Genomic DNA, 16,791 nt, shown 5'->3' with positions numbered 1-16,791 from the left:
TGGGTTAAATAAACAAAAAGTGACTTATACGGTTATTGATGACACAACCGGTACGACTTTAGAAAACCAAGTAGAATTGACGACAGGTCATTCAGGTACAAACCTACCAACTGACGCACAAACGAAGTACGATCAAATGGTTGCAGCTTATCAAGCTAAAGGCTATGAATTGGTTTCTAAAGACGAATTACCAGCTAAGTTCGACCTTGATAGCGGTCATGATCAAAACGTGACGGTTCACTTGAAACATGGCACAGCAGAAACTCAAGAAAGCAAGAAAGTGAGCTTGACGGTTCGTTATCATGGAGCAGGTAGCCAGACGCCAGCCGATAATGTGCAAACAGCAACTTGGACACGGACGGTGACGAAAGATAAGGTAACGGGAGATGTTGTGAAGACTACGGATTGGGTAGCTGACAAGGCAACCTATGACGCTGTCCCATCTCCAGTCATTCCAGGCTACACAGTAGATGTGGCAACTGTTTCGGCAGAAACAGTCACTCAAGAGGATATGGTTAAGGATGTTTATTATACTGCGATCCCAGTAACTCCAGATAAACCAACTCCTCCAGTAGTTCCGTCACCGCCGGACAAGCAAACTACTCCGACAGTTGTACCAACGACTCCTACAAAAGCAACTCCAACGAAAACAGAAATCTTGCCAAGCACAGGTGATTCTCAAGTTGGTTCAACGCTTGCAACTCTGACGGGCGTAAGTTTACTTTTATCAGCTTTCGGTTATATTGGTCGTCGAAAAAAAGAAGATTGATGAATCTTTTGTAAACATATAAAAGTGATCTAAAGGTTGAATCATTCGATAGAAAGGATAAGCTTCACAAGCAACCTAATGTGGTTGATTTGTGGGGCCTCTTTTTTTATAAAAATATTGAAACAAGATTCTTGACAAAAGAAAGGCTTCATGGTTTAATATACCCCATAAGGGTATAAATGGAGGTGCTTATGTTTTACTTATTTACGAAAATAGATAGTATTTCTACAAGTGAATTGGAACAAAAATTAAAAGAGAAGATTCGACTGCTAGATGTACGAACACCGTCTGAATATCGGCGTGGTCATATCAAAGGCGCAAAGAATGTCCCACTCAATGAAATCGCAAGATACACGCCAGCAACAAATGAAACACTGTATGTCATTTGCCATTCCGGTGTGCGGAGCAAAATGGCAGCCAAAAAGCTAAAGAAAAAAGGCTATGATGTTGTCAATGTTCAAGGCGGTATGAGTGCTTGGACCGGAAAAGTTGTTTAAAAGTGATAAAGGAGGAAGTTGAATGAAAATTATCATTGTTGGTGGAGTTGCAGGTGGAATGTCTGCAGCGACGCGTTTAAGACGGCTAAAAGAAGACTCTGAGATTATTATTTTTGAAAAGGGACCATTCGTTTCCTTTGCGAACTGTGGTCTGCCTTACTATGTTTCTGGAGAAATTGCTAATCGGGAAGATTTGTTAGTGCAAACGCCTGAGAGTTTAAAGGCACGCTTTCGTTTAGATGTGCGACCTTTCCATGAAGTGACTGCTATCTCACCAGATCAACATATGGTGACGGTTCGACATGACGGAAAGGAATTTACAGAGAGTTATGATAAGTTGATTTTATCTCCGGGGGCAAAACCTTTTGTGCCTCCAATTGAAGGTTTGGAAACAGCTGAAAATACCTATACTTTACGTAATGTTCCTGACCTAGATGAGATTATGTTGGCTTTGGAGAAAGAACCAAAAGAAGCTGTGGTGATTGGGGCTGGATTCATTGGGCTTGAAATGGCAGAAAATCTTCGTAAGCGTGGTTTGAATGTGACAATTGTTGAGAAAGCACCGCATGTTTTGCCACCGCTTGATGAAGAAATGGCTGCTTTTGTTCAGGCTGAATTGTTGAAAAACGGTATTCAAGTAATTACTTCTCAGTCTGCTACGCGGTTTGAGGACAAGGGAAAGGTCATTGTGCTGGAAAATGGGCAAAAGATTGCTTCTGATGTGACCATTCTGTCTGTCGGGGTGCAACCGGAGAATGCTTTGGCACAGGTAGCAGGTATTGAGCTGGGATTGCGTGGCGGTATCTTAGTCAATGAGCGTTATGAAACCAGTCAACCTGATATTTATGCAGTCGGCGATGCGATTGTTGTCAAGCAAGAAGTTACAGGAGAAGATGCACTGATTTCATTGGCTTCGCCTGCTAATCGTCAAGGTCGCCAAGTTGCGGATGTAATTGCTGGAGTAGCTCGAAAGAATAAAGGCAGCATTGGTACAGCTATCGTTCGGGCTTTTGACATGACGGCAGCGTCAACTGGCTTGAGCGAGCGCATTCTTCGTATGAATGGTCTGCCTTATCAAGTCATTCATGTTAGTGGGAAGGATCATGCTGGTTACTATCCGGGTGCGACTGATGTGACCTTGAAGCTCCTCTTTGAGCCGACGAGTGGCAAAATTTATGGTGCGCAAGGCGTTGGGAAAAAGGGCGTTGATAAGCGGATTGATATTTTGGCAACGGCTATCAAAGGCAATCTAACGATTTTTGATTTGCCAGAGTTGGAATTTACCTATGCGCCACCGTTTGGCTCTGCTAAAGATCCGGTCAATATGCTGGGATATGCAGCCTTAAACTTGGTAGAAGGTTTGAGCGACAATATCCAGTGGTATGAATTGGAAGATGAACTAGCTACTGGTAAGAAGTTCCTAGACGTGCGGACAACCAGTGAGTTTCAGCAAGGTCATCTGAAAGTAGATACAGTTCACATTCCATTGAATGAGCTGCGTGAGCGTTTAGGAGAGCTAGACAAGTCGCAGGACTACATCGTGAGCTGTCATAGCGGACTTCGCAGCTATATTGCTGAGCGCATTCTTAAACAAGCAGGATTTTCTGTTAAGAACCTAGACGGCGCCTTTGCCTTGTACAAAATGGTAAAACCAGAGGGAGTAGAATATGGAAATTAGTATCACTATGTCTGAATTTTATAAGAAATACCAAGCAGAAAAGCTGTCCATTATTGATGTGCGAGAGGTTTATGAGTTCGTGTCAGGGCACGTTCCGACAGCACAAAACCTGCCTTTGAGTAGTTTGGAGGCAGGCTACAAGCAACTCAGCCAGCAGGAGAAATACTATGTCATCTGCCAATCTGGTGCACGTTCTGCGGCTGCGTGTCAGTTTTTAAGTGCGCAAGGATTTGATGTAACCAATGTAGCTGGGGGCATGAATTTCTGGCATGGCGAGGTGGAATAAGGAAAGAGAAAAGAAACTGAATAAAAACCTTCCAAAAATAGTAAAAAGCTTAAAATCAAGTTATCAAAAACAATGATTTTAAGCTTTTTTGTTATTCATACTTCATTTTGATTAGAAATTGAGTTTTTGCCTAACCTATAACTCAATAATATGTGGCTCATAACCAATAGCTTCTAGGAATTTGAGTAGGTCTGTCGTGTTTAAAAAGAGTGTTTTCTCATTGGTATTGGGATGAAAACTCATTCGTTTTTCTGACATGATTTCTTTGTCAAAATAGACTTGAATGTCTTTATCGGCATTGTTTAACAATCCAAATGGAGAGACGACGCCTGCTGGCAACATCATTTTTTCAAATAGACTGTCAGAGGATGCTATGCGGATTCTATTGGCTTTTACCAGTTCTTTAAACAAGTCCATGTCCAAGCGCCTTTTGTCGTCCATGATGAGCAAGTAGTAGGCGGTTTTCTTCTTGTTAGTGAGAAACATCGTTTTGGTGCGGACACCTTCAATGCCTTCGATAAAGCTGTCTGCTTGCTCGGTCGTAAGTGCTGGTTCGTGCTCCACGATTTCAAATGGAATGTTTAACTTGTTTAAGGTTTCTTCTACTTTTGTGTATAAGTCCATTTTACTTGCCTCCTTTGATTTGTTTTATTACTCTTATTATACCATATTGAGGAGGACTTTTTTTTCAATGGTTGGCAACCTGCCCCTAAAAGCAGTCCATTCCGTCGACCGGGTCGCTAGTCTGTCTTAAAAGCGATTCACTCTGTCCGCCGGGCGGACGGTTTGCCCAGAAACAAGTGTGCTTTGTCCGCCGGGCTGACGGCTTGCCCAGAAACAAGTTCACTTCATCCGCCGAGCGGACGGCTTGCCTAGAAATAAGTTCGCTTTATCCGCCGGGTTGACGGCTTGCCTAGAAACAAGTTTGCTCTGTCCGCCGAGCTGACTGCTTGCCTAGAAATAGGTTCACTCTGTCCGCCGGGCTGACGGCTTGCCCTGAAAGTAGTTCATTTCGTCCGCCGGGCGGACACACTCCTTTAAGAACTACTTTTGCCCATTGTGCAGTTCTATTTTTCTAAAAAAGTGATAGTTAGAATCATCCCTTATATTGTGTACCGTAAATAAACAAACCTCAGCAGTTTTCGTCGCCTGCTGAGGTTATTTTCGTTTGATAAGGTATTGGACGGCTTTTTCCAGTCGCTCTTTTTGTGCTTTGGGGTCGTCCAAAGGGTGATTGAGACATTCAGTGAGATTTTCAGTAATCATCAACTCAATGACCCGCTCGACACTAGAGCGAACAGCGGTTAATTGGGTGATAATGTCCGCACAGTCGCGCTCATCTTCTATCATTTTTTGAATGCCACGTAATTGTCCTTCGGAGCGTTTCAGCCGCGTAATAAGCTTTGAATTTGCCATGTCCTTGTCCTCAGTTTATTTTTTTACATTATATCTTGAATAGACCTCTTTGTCAAAGTTCTCGCTCTTTCTTTATGATATAATGAGGGGGTATGATGTGAATGGTTTGTGTCAAACTTGGATGTTCACCATGATAGAAGCCGTCTATGTCGGTCAGTAACAGGAGGGAAACATGTGTCAAGAATGTTATTCTAGGGAAAGTAGAAGAACGCCTTTACTGAATCCTTTGGATTGTTTGCAACACCACAGGCAGTATATTTGCGGAACATGTGGGCGGTGTATCTGCATTGAAAAAGACCCAAAGAGAGGATTGCAAAGATGGTATTTTCCGTTTAAAACACTAGAAATCGCAAAACTATACTTGCGAACTGCTGATTATACGATGAAAAAGCCATGCGGTATTTATGAAATAAAAAATAGCAAGGGAAGGCTGTCTTATAAAATATTTGCAGCAAAAGAAGATTTACAAGTATTTTTAAAAAAGAATAAGGATAAAACATGCCCATTGCTGGCACCTGTTTTTACTGTTCATGAATACAAAGAGTATCCCAATACAGAAGTGCGAAAATTGACGGCTGATGAGATAAGCCACTACATGAATGAAAGAACTTGAATGTCGCTTGTAGCAGCCAAAAACAACTTGTTTTATCTGCTTTATTAGGAAGATATGAAAGAAGCGACGACTGGATTTCATGGGTGTATGACGGTTTAGTTATGCCTTGATTTATGGTATAATGATAAAACACTTGAAAGAGGATAAAAGGATGAATATTCAACAACTGCGCTATGTTGTAGCCATTGCCAATAGTGGCACCTTTCGTGAAGCCGCTGAGAAAATGTATGTCAGCCAGCCTAGTTTATCCATTGCGGTTCGAGAATTAGAAAAAGAACTGGGTTTTAAAGTATTTCGCAGAACGAGTAGCGGTACATTTCTGACACGTCGAGGGATGGAATTTTACGAAAAAGCCCAAGAATTGGTCAAGGGATTTGATGTATTTCAAAATCAATACACCAATCCAGAGGAAGAAAAGGCAGAATTTTCCATTGCTAGCCAGCACTATGATTTCTTACCACCTCTGATAACGGAATTTGCCAAACGCTATCCGAAAGATAAGAATTTCCGAATTTTTGAATCTACTACGGTGCAGATTTTAGATGAAGTGGCGCAGGGGCACAGTGAGATTGGCATTATCTATCTGAACAATCAAAATACTAAAGGAATGATGCAGCGGATTGATAAATTGGGGCTGGAAGTGGTAGATTTGATTCCTTTTCAGACACACATTTATCTGCGGGTAGACCACCCTTTAGCAGAGAAAGATGAGCTGATTATGGACGATTTGGCAGATTTGCCGACGGTTCGTTTTACACAGGAAAAAGACGAGTATCTCTATTATTCAGAGAATTTCGTGGACACCAGTGCCAGTTCGCAGATGTTTAATGTGACGGACCGTGCTACATTAAATGGCATTTTGGAGCGGACAGATGCTTATGCGACAGGATCTGGATTTTTGGATAGCAATAGCGTAAACGGCATTACGGTGATTCGGCTAAAAGACAATTTGGAAAACCGTATGGTTTATGTCAAACGCGAAGAAGTAGAGCTTTCGCCGGTCGGTGTAGCTTTTGTTGCTGTGATGGAAGAATATTTTGCAAAAAGAGGTAAAAAATGAAACGAAAAGTGATGGTGCCAATTGTGATTGTAGCCTTGATTGCGCTGGATCAATGGGTCAAGTTTGAAATTGTCAAAAACATTCAATTAGGCGAAGTAAAGCCCTTCATTCCAAAGATTTTGAGTTTGACTTATTTGCGAAATACAGGAGCGGCATTTTCAATTCTGGAAAACCAGCAATGGTTGTTTGCGGTAATTACTTTAGTGGTGATTGGAGCTGCTATTTGGTATTTGAGCAAACACATTAAAGGTTCTGCCTGGCTGTTGTCTGGTTTGAGCTTGATTATTGCAGGGGGAATTGGTAATTTTATTGACCGTATGCGCCAAGGCTTTGTCGTGGATATGTTTCAGCTTGATTTTATCAATTTTGCAATTTTTAATGTTGCGGATAGTTATCTGACGATTGGCGTGCTTGTACTGATAGTGATGATGTTAAAGGAAGAGGACAATGCAAGTTAAAGTAGAGATTGGCGGTGTACGGTTGGACAAGGCGGTTGCTGATTTGACACCATTATCCCGCAGTCATGCCAATGAGCAAATCAAAAATGGACAAATCTTAGTCAATGGGCAAGTCAAGAAAGCAAAATATGCTGTTAGGGCAGGCGACGTGATTACTTATGAATTGCCCGAACCAGAAGCACTAGAATATGTTGCAGAAAATCTGCCGCTAGATATTGTTTATCAGGATGAAGATGTTGCAGTGGTGAACAAGGCTCAAGGTATGGTGGTACATCCCAGTGCAGGGCATACGAGTGGAACACTGGTCAATGCGCTGATGTACCATATCAAGGATTTGTCCGGTATCAATGGTGTTTTGCGCCCTGGAATTGTCCATCGGATTGACAAAGATACATCAGGATTGTTGATGATTGCCAAGAACGATGATGCGCATATCAAGCTCGCTGAGGAATTAAAAGATAAAAAATCCCTGCGGAAGTATTGGGCGATTGTACATGGTAATCTGCCGAATGACAGAGGTGTTATTGAAGCACCGATTGGACGCAGTGAAAAAGATAGAAAAAAACAAGCTGTAACGGCAAAAGGAAAGCCAGCTGTTACACGTTTCCATGTTTTAGAACGTTTTGGCAATTATACGCTGGTAGAATTGCAGCTGGAAACAGGGCGTACGCATCAAATCCGTGTGCACATGGCTTATATTGGTCACCCAGTAGCGGGTGACGAAGTGTACGGACCACGGAAAACGCTAAAAGGGCACGGTCAATTTTTACATGCCAGAACGCTTGGATTTACTCATCCTAAGACGGGAGAAGTCATGGAATTTACAGCAGAAGCGCCAGCTATTTTCCAAGAAACACTAGAGAAATTGAGAAAAGGAATGGAGTGAGAGAATATCTCTTTCTGCTTCATTTCTTTTTTATTTTGCTCGAAATTTTGGTATAATAATGCAATATATCAGCTTTGGAGAGGGTTATGAAGTATAAACGAATTGTATGTAAAGTCGGTACCAGTTCTTTAACAAATGAGGATGGAAGTTTATCGAGAGCGAAAGTGAGAGTGATTACCCAGCAGTTAGCCATGCTACATGAAGCAGGGCACGAGGTGATTTTAGTCTCATCAGGAGCAATAGCGGCAGGTTTCTCATCTCTGGGCTTTAAGAAACGCCCGACAAAAATTGCAGACAAGCAAGCGTCCGCAGCGGTAGGTCAGGGCTTGCTGTTAGAAGAATACACGACGAATCTGCTATTGAAAAAGATTGTCTCGGCTCAGATTTTATTAACACAAGATGATTTTGCAGATAAACGGCGCTATAAAAATGCACATCAGGCGATTTCTGTCTTACTTAACCGAGGAGCCATTCCGATTATCAATGAAAATGATACGGTTTCCATTGCTGAGTTGAAAGTCGGTGACAATGATACATTGAGCGCTCAGGTTGCGTCTATGGTGCAAGCAGATTTGTTAGTTTTATTAACGGATGTTGACGGGCTTTATACGGCAAATCCAGTCAATCATCCTGATGCCAAGCGCCTTGATTTGGTAGAGGAGATTACGACGGAGTTGCTTGAAATGGCAGGTGGAGCAGGCTCTTCTAATGGAACAGGTGGTATGCTGACCAAGCTGAAAGCAGCAACGATTGCCACTATGGCAGGGGTTCCTGTTTACATTTGCTCTTCTTTGAAAGAGCAACCCCTCATCGAAGCCGCAGAAAATCAGGGAAATGGCACATTTTTTACTGCTTCAGCCAAAAATATGAAAACGCAAAAACAATGGTTGGCTTTTTACGCTACCAGTCAAGGCTCTATCTGGGTGGATAGAGGAGCAAGCACAGCATTGAGTGAGCAAGGCAAGAGCTTACTTGTTTCAGGAATTTCAAAAATGTCAGGACACTTTTCTTATGATGATATTGTGACCGTCTATGAAAAGGACACAGAGCGCATTTTAGGAAAAGGACGTGTTCGTTTTGGGCAGTCAGCTTTGCAAGATATGCTGAAAGCCAATAAACCAAAGGGAGTGGTAATTCACCGAGACCATTGGATTTCACTAACGCCTGAATTGGAATTATTATTGTCAGAATTTTAAGAGGAAGTAGGATATGAATAGTACACAAGGCTTACTAGAGAAAATCAAGCAAGCAAAAAAATCAATTAACACAGCTTCAACAGCTGAGAAAAATAAAGCTCTATCTTTGATGGCTGATTATTTAGAAGCAGCTACGGACGCAATTTTGACAGCCAATGCGGAAGACATGACAGCGGCAAAAGGTCATATTTCAGATGTCATGTTGGATCGTCTGTATTTAGATGTCAATCGCATCAAAGACATGGCAACTGGCATTCGTCAAGTGGTTGCGTTGCCAGATCCCGTTGGAGACATCTTAGAAGTCTCTCATTTGGAAAATGGACTAGAAATCATTAAGAAGCGGGTAGCTCTTGGGGTGATTGGAATTATCTATGAAAGTCGTCCAAATGTGACATCTGATGCAGCTGCTTTAGCCATTAAGAGTGGAAATGCAGTTGTTCTTCGCAGCGGAAAAGAAGCGCATAAAACAGCAGCTGCCATTGTTTCCGCGCTAAAGGCGGCACTTCGTCAGACCGCGATTTCAGATGATTGCTTGCAGTTGGTGTCAGATACCAGTCGTGAAAGTGCTCAAATCTTGATGAAAGCAAAAGGCTATTTGGACTTGCTAATTCCTCGTGGGGGTGCGGGGCTGATTCAAGCGGTCGTTGAAAATGCGACCGTTCCTGTTATTGAGACTGGTACGGGGATTGTTCATATCTATGTTGATAAGGACGCCAATCAAGAAATGGCACTAGATATCATTGACAACGCTAAAACCAGTCGTCCTTCGGTCTGCAATGCAATGGAAGTTTGTCTGGTTCATAAAGAAATTGCTTCTCAGTTTCTCCCAACATTAGAAGAACGCTTAGTAACTGTTCGTAAAGCGCGTGGGGTAGTACCTGTTCAACTTCGATTGGATGAAACAGCTCACTCTTTCATCTCAGGGGAAATAGCAGAGCCTAGCGACTTTGATAGCGAATTTTCAGATTACATCATGGCTGTAAAGGTAGTGGATTCTTTGGAAGAAGCTATCACACATATTGAGCAACACAGCACACATCATTCAGATGCCATTATTACCAACAATGCTACCAGCGCAGCGATTTTTACAGAGCAGGTTGATAGTGCAGCAGTCTATGTCAATGCTTCCACACGTTTCACAGACGGTGGAGAATTTGGTTTGGGCTGTGAAATGGGGATTTCTACTCAGAAATTACACGCACGCGGTCCGATGGGCTTAAAAGAATTAACGAGTTATAAATATGTTGTGCAAGGTTCAGGACAGATTAGGGAGTAAAAACATGAAAATTGGATTTATTGGCTTAGGAAATATGGGTGGCAGTTTAGCACGTGTAGTGGCTGGGCAAAAAAATCATCAAATCCTGCTCGCAAATCGAAGCCCAGAAAAAGCAAAGCGGATTGCGCATGAAGTGGGGGGCGAACCTGTCACGAACGAAGTCGTCTTTGAGCAAGCAGATGTGATCTTCTTGGGTGTGAAACCCAATCAATTTGCGGATTTGTTGCAAGAATACCATGCTATTTTAGAAAAGCGCAGCTCTGTTTTACTCATTTCTATGGCTGCTGGCTTGACCTTGCAGCAGTTAGAAGCTCTTGTTCCTACACAACATCGGTTGATCCGGATAATGCCCAATATGCCTGTTGCAGTTGGTGCTGGTGTTATCAGCTATGCTGTATCAGATAAAGCAACAGAGCAGGATGAAGACTTGTTGTGTGAACTATTGGATCCTGCCGGTTTGCTGGTTCATTTAAAGGAGCAGCAGTTAGATGCGGCAACTGCCGTTGCTGGATGTGGTCCTGCGTTTGTTTATCTCTTTTTGGAAGCATTGGCTGATGCAGGGGTGCAAGCTGGCTTACCACGAGACTTAGCTCTGCAATTAGCAAATCAGACCCTTTTAGGAGCAGCAGCATTAGCCAAAGAAAGTGGTCAACACCCTGCTGTTCTCAAAGATCAGGTTTGCAGCCCAGCAGGCTCAACGATTGCAGGAGTGGCAAGTCTTGAAGCAGATGCTTTCAGAGGAAATATTATCAAAGCCGTTGCTGCATCTTATAAACGCACTCAGGAACTTGGCAAATGACATAGATGGTTTCCAATGCTTGAAGCATTTTATAACATCAAAAAAATCTATAAGAGAAAATCAAATGATTCTTTATACTTTGTAAAAATCTCCAACTTCAAAGTGTATGGCGCAATAAATCAACAACATGGTAGTTGATTGCTCAAGGTACTAGCAGATAGAAGTGAAGGTCGTTAAATCTTGTAATTTTCATTAAGTATTGAGCCAAAAAGTCTTTTAAAAATTAGTCATTTTATCTCATTTGTCAAATTTTTTATTTTATAGTAAAATAGAAAAACATGATAAATTCTAGGTGTGATATATAGAGGTTAGTGAAGGAGAAGTATGAATCAATTACCAAATTGTCCAAAATGCAACTCAGAATATGTTTACGAAGACGGTTTGCTGTTAGTTTGCCCTGAATGTGCATACGAATGGAATCCGGCAGAAGTCGTTGAAGAAGATGATCGTATCAGAGCAATTGATGCAAATGGGAATCAGCTTGCGGACGGAGATACCGTCACTCTCATCAAAGATTTAAAGGTCAAAGGTGCTCCAAAGGATTTGAAACAAGGGACGCGCGTGAAAAATATTCGGATTGTAGAAGGAGACCACAATATTGACTGCAAGATTGATGGTTTTGGTGCAATGAAACTCAAATCAGAGTTTGTTAAGAAAATTTGAGGTTGATGATGAAGCGAAATGTGATTTTTTATAGCCGCATGGTATTGTTTATGTTAGGATTTACAGGAGTTTACCTTGAAATCACAAAGCATGGTGGCTTAGGAATGCTGATGTACTACACAGTTTTATCTAACATGATTGTCACAGTTTTTACGGCCTATTTGCTCTATCTAATGGCGCGTTCTGAACATCGTTGGCAAACGCAGTCGCTGTTTCGGCTAAAAGGCGGAGTGACCATGTGTATTATGATTACATGCGTCATTTATCATTTTATGTTGGCACCACTCGCAACTGATTTTTATCGACTTGAAAATTTCCTTTGTCATTACATTGTGCCACTATGGTTTTTAGCAGATACCTTGTTGTTTGATAAACGCTCACAATATCGTTGGTTTGACCCGATTGCTTGGACGAGTGTGCCTTTGATTTATTTGGCTTTTGCTCTATTTAATGGCCTAATTATCAAATGGTCTATTCCAGGTGCAAAAGATAGTCCTTTTGCTTATTTTTTCTTAAATATTCCAAAATACGGTTGGCCGTATGTACTGCAATGGTCACTTAAAATTTTTATCGGCTATTTGTTAGCAGGTTTCTTATTTTATGGGGTTATGTCCCTATCCTCGCGTAGGAAATTGTCTTCTTAATACTTGAAAATAGATTCTGTTTGAAGAAAACCATTCTTTTTGAATAATTTTCTTCAGACTTTTTTCTTTCCGAAAAATAAATTGCTTGAAACTAAGCTAAAAATATGATATTTATAATAAATACAAGATTTTAGTAAATGAAAAGTTTCATAATTTTTAAATTTAAAAGCAAATATTTTGACAGGGTTAAATTCTAGGTGATAAAATAGTTCAAAATAAAAACGTTTTCAAATAAGAAATAATTTTATTCTGTAGCTTCACCAGCTTTGTTTATTAAACTACAAAAGCTCAAGGAGTACAGAACAATGCCTTTAGAAATAATTACTAAAGAAATATTTAAACAACATTATCAAAAGGCGAGAAGAAAATCCTTTATCCAATCTTTAGAAATGTCTATTCTATTGAAAAAAAGAGGGTATAATGTTGAGTTCATTGGCTTCTTTGATAACAATCAATTACAAGTATCAGCATTATTATTTAGTACAAAAATGGCAGGTGGTCTATACCTAGAAATCAACTCTGGACCTGTTGTCACTAATTATGAGTTATTGCCTAAATTTTATGAAGAATTAAAAATATATGCAAAAAATTAAACGCTATGGAGCTGGTTGTGAAACCTTATGATATTTATCAAGTCTTCAATAGTAAAGGTGAGCCTATTAGTACAGAAAAGAAGGAACTTGTATCTATGCTCACCAACCTGAATTACCAATTTGATGGCTTACAAAAGGACTATCCTGGAGGTGAAGGTGATTGGCATTTTGTAAAAGACCTAAATGACTTAACAGAAGAAATATTACTAAAATCTTTTACTAAATAAGGAAAATCATTAGTAAAAAAAGGCTAAAACATTTGGTATAGAACTGCATAAACTTAAACGTAATGAGCTTTATAAATTTAAGCAGATTACTTCATCAACTTCTGAACGTCGCAACTATAATGATAAGACTTTAGATTATTATGAAAAATTTTATGATAGCTTTGGAAGCAATGCAGAATTTATTATAGCGAGCATAAATTTCAAAAATTATCTGGAGCATTTACAAATTAATCAGAATGAATTATCTAAAAAGATTAAATTACTACAAGATTATCTTGAAGAAAACAACCATTCCTCTGAAAAAAACTGAATCAAATTCGAGAACTATCTAGTCAATTTGAAACGTTTGAAATACGAAAAAACGAAGCATACTAACTATTAAAAAAGCATGGAGACGAAAGTACAATATTAGCTAGCAGTCTTTTTATATACACTCCCCAAGAAACGGTCTATCTCTTTTCTGGATCCTATCCTGAATTTAACAAATTCTACGCACCTGCTCTTTTGCAAGATTATGTAATGCGAGAATCAATCAAGCGAGGTATTCCCTGTTACAACCTTTTGGGGATTACTGGTCATTTTGATGGTTCTGACAGTGTACTTCGTTTTAAACAAAATTTCAATGCTTATATCCTTAGACAAATGGGAACTTTTAGATATTATCCTTCCCCGTTTAAACATAAAACTACTCAAATAATTAAAAAAATTTTAAATAGGTAAAACCTGAGATATATTCTCATAATTCTATCATCATCACTTTCATAAAAATGCAAACTGAGAATATTATATATAGAAAGGTTCTCAAATTAAAAATCAGAAGTTCTACTAATGTGTACTTCTGTTTTTTTGGCTTTACATCAACTTTTTATTATATTTTAGTCAATTATTCATCATAAGAAACAATCTTGTGTCAAATTTGCCCCCACACTTTCCTATGAAGTTATAGCACTTGTAATCCCAATAGATCTTTATCTGTATAAAAACGACTCTCACATTAACTTTTCGTTTTAGAGTTGAAAGAATAGGCTTTATTTGAACTTGTCTCAATTTGAGTGTTATTTTTCTGCTAAAATTGAGAAAATTAGGACTTGAGATTCAAAACATGACGATTACTAGCATATTGTGAAAAATTTTGTTAAAATAGAAAGCAATTAGGAGGAAATTATGGATTTAGTAGAAATTAGAAAAGAAATTGATCAAATAGATGCAGATTTGATTGCCTTACTAGAGAAAAGAATGGCTTTGGTGAGTCAAGTTGCTCTCTATAAACGTCAGACTGGAAAAGCTGTATTAGACACTCAGCGAGAACAAGTAATTTTAGAGAAAATTGCAAATAGTGTACATGAAAAACAGTACGAAGAAAGCATTGTTCAGACTTTTTCTGATATTTTGAAACATTCGCGTGCTTATCAAGACCAACACGTCTAATAATGAGGGCGATAAAATGAAAAAGGTAGATAGCGTAGAATGGCTTGATATTGGAAAGCGAACAGTGGCTATTACAGTGTTATCCATTTTTATAGGTCTAGTAGTTGGGATTATTGATGCGATATTTGGGCGAACCCTTATCTTTTTAAGCGATATTCGTTCTATGTATCCACTCTATTTGATTCCTTTTTTAGCTGTTGCGGGATTAGGGATTGTATTTCTTTATCAAAAGTATGGTGGAAGCAGTAGCAAAGGGATGACCTTGATTTTTGATGTAGGACATGGTGTAGAGGAACATATCCCAAAGCGCTTAATTCCTTTGGTTATATTGACAACTTGGATGACGCACCTTTTTGGTGGCTCAGCTGGTCGAGAAGGAGTAGCAGTACAATTAGGAGCAACAGTTTCTCATCGGTTTGGCAAGAAATTTTCTATCCCCAACACTTCAAAAATCTTTTTAGTCGCAGGAATGGCTGCTGGTTTTGCTGGACTGTTTCAAACACCGCTGGCGGCAATTTTGTTTGCAATGGAAGTCTTGGTTGTAGGAACCATGCAACTGACGGCTCTGTATCCTGCAATGATTGCTTCCTTTGTTGCTTCTTGGACATCGCATGCGTTAGGGCTTGAAAAGTTTGTACAACCAATTTCTGTGCATCTGGTATTGTCACCGACGCTTCTTATCAAATTAGTGTTTCTTGGAGTTCTATTTGGACTTTGCGGCAATTTATTTGCTTATGCTCTCTCATGGAGCAAAAAGAAAGCAGCAATTATTTTTCCAAATCCCTACAAACGGATTGTGGTGATGGGAGTTGTCTTGAGCATTGTTTTTTTACTGTTGGATAAAGGACGATACTCAGGGCTTGGAACAAATTTGATTGCAGCCAGTTTTGCTGGTCAGCCCGTCTATGTATATGATTGGCTCTTCAAATTACTTCTGACAGTTTTGACATTAGCTGCTGGCTTTCAAGGCGGAGAAGTGACACCGCTTTTTGCAATTGGTGCAAGCTTAGGTGTGTTGCTAGCGGGTTTATTTGGACTTCCAGTTGGTTTGGTTGCTGCACTAGGTTATGCTGCTGTTTTTGGAAGTGCAACATCTACTTTTTTAGGACCTATTCTAATCGGCTGTGAAGTATTTGGCTTTACTAATTTCCCCTATTTTTTCATAGTGTGTGCGGTGGCGTTTTCTCTACATCGTCAGCATTCGATTTATGGAGCTCAAAAAATTCGATATTAAAGCATGTTCTCCTGCGAGGTTTTAACTTGTAGGAGATTTTTATTTTGTGTTATACTAGAAAAAGCAATATTAGAAAAGGGAAATCATGACAAAAGCAGATACTATTTTTAAAGAAAATATTCGAAAAATTTTAGATGAAGGTGTTTTTTCTGAAAATGCACGCCCTCGTTATAAAAACGGGAAAGTGGCTAACTCTAAGTATATTACAGGTTCTTTTGCTGAATACGACTTGAGCAAGGGAGAATTTCCTATTACAACGCTTCGGCCGATTGCTATTAAGTCAGCTATCAAAGAGGTGCTCTGGATTTACCAAGACCAATCTAATAGCTTAGATATTTTAGAAGAAAAGTACAATGTTCATTATTGGAATGATTGGGAAGTAGGAGATACTCGCACGATTGGCTTGCGCTATGGCGCTGTTGTTAAGAAACATGATATTATCAATAAAATCTTGAAACAGCTAGAAATCAATCCTTGGAATCGACGAAATATTATCTCGCTTTGGGATTATGAAGCATTTGAAGAAACAGAAGGTCTACTACCGTGTGCTTTTCAGACCATGTTTGATGTACGCCGTGTAGACGGTGACATTTATCTGGATGCAACTTTGACACAACGCTCAAATGATATGCTAGTAGCTCATCACATCAATGCCATGCAGTATGTCGCATTGCAAATGATGATTGCTAAGCATTTTGGCTGGAAAGTTGGTAAATTCTTTTATTTTGTCAATAATTTGCACATTTATGATAATCAATTTGAACAGGCTAAAGAATTACTTCGACGTGAACCAACTAACTGTACGCCACGCTTGGTTTTAAATGTTCCAGACGGAACCAACTTTTTTGACATTAAAGCAGAATATTTTGAATTAGTTGATTATGATCCTGTTAAGCCGCAGTTGAAATTTGATTTAGCGATTTGAGAATGAAGTAATTTTCAGATTTTTAAAATCTAAAAAATAAAGGGCTGTATCTAACTATTTTCACCAGACATCATAAAAGAATGGATTTCTTGTGCAATATAAATTAGTGTTGATTTGATAGTTAAAGTCAGCCTTTTTTTGTG

General features: G+C 39.6%; 18 protein-coding genes and 1 pseudogene. 17 read left to right on the top strand and 2 right to left on the bottom strand.

From position 1 onward, the window contains the following. The 4 genes from RG565_RS03005 to RG565_RS02990 all read left to right on the top strand — a co-directional run. Window positions 1-769 (top strand): LPXTG cell wall anchor domain-containing protein (locus RG565_RS03005; RefSeq protein WP_308937444.1); only part of this gene is annotated, 769 nt, incomplete at its 5' end. Window positions 770-960: 191 nt separating this feature from the next. Beyond that, the gene (locus RG565_RS03000; RefSeq protein WP_247936693.1) at window positions 961-1,266 is read left to right on the top strand and encodes a rhodanese-like domain-containing protein; all 306 of its coding nucleotides are present in this window, start codon (window positions 961-963) and stop codon (window positions 1,264-1,266) included. 22 nt (window positions 1,267-1,288) lie between these two features. Continuing rightward, on the top strand, window positions 1,289-2,944 hold the full coding sequence (locus tag RG565_RS02995; RefSeq protein WP_247936692.1) for an FAD-dependent oxidoreductase: 1,656 nt from the start codon (window positions 1,289-1,291) through the stop codon (window positions 2,942-2,944). After that, window positions 2,934-3,230: a rhodanese-like domain-containing protein gene (locus tag RG565_RS02990; protein ID WP_247936691.1), complete on the top strand. Its 297-nt coding sequence runs from the start codon at window positions 2,934-2,936 to the stop codon at window positions 3,228-3,230. The genes RG565_RS02995 and RG565_RS02990 overlap by 11 nt, the downstream gene beginning before the upstream one ends. 135 nt (window positions 3,231-3,365) lie before the next feature. Here RG565_RS02990 and RG565_RS02985 read toward each other — a convergent pair whose 3' ends face one another. Together RG565_RS02985 and RG565_RS02980 are read right to left on the bottom strand one after the other, a co-directional pair. Beyond that, window positions 3,366-3,854, bottom strand: a complete 489-nt coding sequence (locus RG565_RS02985) for a prolyl-tRNA synthetase associated domain-containing protein (protein WP_247936690.1) — start codon at window positions 3,852-3,854, stop codon at window positions 3,366-3,368. Between the two features lie 534 nt (window positions 3,855-4,388). Next, a complete protein-coding gene (locus RG565_RS02980) occupies window positions 4,389-4,646 on the bottom strand; it encodes a metal-sensitive transcriptional regulator (RefSeq protein ID WP_247936689.1) in 258 nt (85 codons plus the stop codon). A 172-nt stretch (window positions 4,647-4,818) separates the two neighbouring features. Here RG565_RS02980 and RG565_RS02975 point away from each other — a divergent pair, with 172 nt between their 5' ends. From RG565_RS02975 to RG565_RS02915, 13 genes and pseudogenes are all read left to right on the top strand, one after another. Beyond that, window positions 4,819-5,259: a hypothetical protein gene (locus RG565_RS02975; RefSeq protein WP_247936688.1), complete on the top strand. Its 441-nt coding sequence runs from the start codon at window positions 4,819-4,821 to the stop codon at window positions 5,257-5,259. A gap of 151 nt (window positions 5,260-5,410) precedes the next feature. After that, complete coding sequence (locus RG565_RS02970; protein WP_247936687.1) at window positions 5,411-6,319, top strand: LysR family transcriptional regulator; 909 nt, start codon at window positions 5,411-5,413, stop codon at window positions 6,317-6,319. Next, the gene (gene lspA, locus RG565_RS02965) at window positions 6,316-6,777 is read left to right on the top strand and encodes a signal peptidase II (protein WP_003027481.1); all 462 of its coding nucleotides are present in this window, start codon (window positions 6,316-6,318) and stop codon (window positions 6,775-6,777) included. Before RG565_RS02970 ends, lspA begins: the two co-directional genes overlap by 4 nt. Continuing rightward, window positions 6,767-7,663, top strand: coding sequence for an RluA family pseudouridine synthase (locus RG565_RS02960; protein ID WP_247936686.1), 897 nt, complete (start codon window positions 6,767-6,769; stop codon window positions 7,661-7,663). The genes lspA and RG565_RS02960 overlap by 11 nt, the downstream gene beginning before the upstream one ends. A gap of 86 nt (window positions 7,664-7,749) precedes the next feature. Continuing rightward, entirely contained in the window at window positions 7,750-8,859 is a 1,110-nt protein-coding gene (gene proB, locus RG565_RS02955) for a glutamate 5-kinase (protein ID WP_247936685.1), read from the top strand. A 13-nt stretch (window positions 8,860-8,872) separates the two neighbouring features. Further along, a complete protein-coding gene (locus RG565_RS02950) occupies window positions 8,873-10,135 on the top strand; it encodes a glutamate-5-semialdehyde dehydrogenase (RefSeq protein ID WP_247936684.1) in 1,263 nt (420 codons plus the stop codon). A gap of 4 nt (window positions 10,136-10,139) precedes the next feature. Then, complete coding sequence (gene proC, locus RG565_RS02945) at window positions 10,140-10,934, top strand: pyrroline-5-carboxylate reductase (RefSeq protein ID WP_247936683.1); 795 nt, start codon at window positions 10,140-10,142, stop codon at window positions 10,932-10,934. Window positions 10,935-11,258: 324 nt separating this feature from the next. Next, window positions 11,259-11,597: a zinc ribbon domain-containing protein YjdM gene (locus RG565_RS02940; RefSeq protein ID WP_106083739.1), complete on the top strand. Its 339-nt coding sequence runs from the start codon at window positions 11,259-11,261 to the stop codon at window positions 11,595-11,597. 8 nt (window positions 11,598-11,605) lie between these two features. Next, complete coding sequence (locus tag RG565_RS02935; RefSeq protein WP_151379916.1) at window positions 11,606-12,241, top strand: Pr6Pr family membrane protein; 636 nt, start codon at window positions 11,606-11,608, stop codon at window positions 12,239-12,241. 305 nt (window positions 12,242-12,546) lie between these two features. Then, window positions 12,547-13,781: pseudogene (locus RG565_RS02930) on the top strand (aminoacyltransferase). A gap of 444 nt (window positions 13,782-14,225) precedes the next feature. Then, window positions 14,226-14,489, top strand: coding sequence for a chorismate mutase (locus RG565_RS02925; protein WP_049533340.1), 264 nt, complete (start codon window positions 14,226-14,228; stop codon window positions 14,487-14,489). A gap of 16 nt (window positions 14,490-14,505) precedes the next feature. Beyond that, window positions 14,506-15,723: a chloride channel protein gene (locus RG565_RS02920; protein ID WP_049533339.1), complete on the top strand. Its 1,218-nt coding sequence runs from the start codon at window positions 14,506-14,508 to the stop codon at window positions 15,721-15,723. Window positions 15,724-15,808: 85 nt separating this feature from the next. Then, the gene (locus RG565_RS02915) at window positions 15,809-16,648 is read left to right on the top strand and encodes a thymidylate synthase (RefSeq protein WP_247936682.1); all 840 of its coding nucleotides are present in this window, start codon (window positions 15,809-15,811) and stop codon (window positions 16,646-16,648) included. Window positions 16,649-16,791 lie beyond the last annotated feature (143 nt).

This window comes from Streptococcus sp. IsoGale021, from assembly GCF_031142795.1.
Classification (GTDB): Bacteria; Bacillota; Bacilli; order Lactobacillales; family Streptococcaceae; genus Streptococcus; species Streptococcus hominis.
The sequence above is the reverse complement of the archived record's forward strand: the minus strand, read 5'-3'. Positions and strand labels throughout refer to the sequence as shown.

Coding starts and splice junctions, on each gene's coding strand:
- RG565_RS02940 (WP_106083739.1), top strand. CDS start 11,259: ATGAATCAATTACCAAATTGTCCAAAATGCAACTCAGAATATGTTTAC.
- RG565_RS02990 (WP_247936691.1), top strand. CDS start 2,934: ATGGAAATTAGTATCACTATGTCTGAATTTTATAAGAAATACCAAGCA.
- RG565_RS02925 (WP_049533340.1), top strand. CDS start 14,226: ATGGATTTAGTAGAAATTAGAAAAGAAATTGATCAAATAGATGCAGAT.
- proB (WP_247936685.1), top strand. CDS start 7,750: ATGAAGTATAAACGAATTGTATGTAAAGTCGGTACCAGTTCTTTAACA.
- RG565_RS02975 (WP_247936688.1), top strand. CDS start 4,819: ATGTGTCAAGAATGTTATTCTAGGGAAAGTAGAAGAACGCCTTTACTG.
- RG565_RS02980 (WP_247936689.1), bottom strand. CDS start 4,646: ATGGCAAATTCAAAGCTTATTACGCGGCTGAAACGCTCCGAAGGACAA.
- proC (WP_247936683.1), top strand. CDS start 10,140: ATGAAAATTGGATTTATTGGCTTAGGAAATATGGGTGGCAGTTTAGCA.
- RG565_RS02970 (WP_247936687.1), top strand. CDS start 5,411: ATGAATATTCAACAACTGCGCTATGTTGTAGCCATTGCCAATAGTGGC.
- lspA (WP_003027481.1), top strand. CDS start 6,316: ATGAAACGAAAAGTGATGGTGCCAATTGTGATTGTAGCCTTGATTGCG.
- RG565_RS02950 (WP_247936684.1), top strand. CDS start 8,873: ATGAATAGTACACAAGGCTTACTAGAGAAAATCAAGCAAGCAAAAAAA.
- RG565_RS02995 (WP_247936692.1), top strand. CDS start 1,289: ATGAAAATTATCATTGTTGGTGGAGTTGCAGGTGGAATGTCTGCAGCG.
- RG565_RS02920 (WP_049533339.1), top strand. CDS start 14,506: ATGAAAAAGGTAGATAGCGTAGAATGGCTTGATATTGGAAAGCGAACA.
- RG565_RS03000 (WP_247936693.1), top strand. CDS start 961: ATGTTTTACTTATTTACGAAAATAGATAGTATTTCTACAAGTGAATTG.
- RG565_RS02985 (WP_247936690.1), bottom strand. CDS start 3,854: ATGGACTTATACACAAAAGTAGAAGAAACCTTAAACAAGTTAAACATT.
- RG565_RS02915 (WP_247936682.1), top strand. CDS start 15,809: ATGACAAAAGCAGATACTATTTTTAAAGAAAATATTCGAAAAATTTTA.
- RG565_RS02935 (WP_151379916.1), top strand. CDS start 11,606: ATGAAGCGAAATGTGATTTTTTATAGCCGCATGGTATTGTTTATGTTA.
- RG565_RS02960 (WP_247936686.1), top strand. CDS start 6,767: ATGCAAGTTAAAGTAGAGATTGGCGGTGTACGGTTGGACAAGGCGGTT.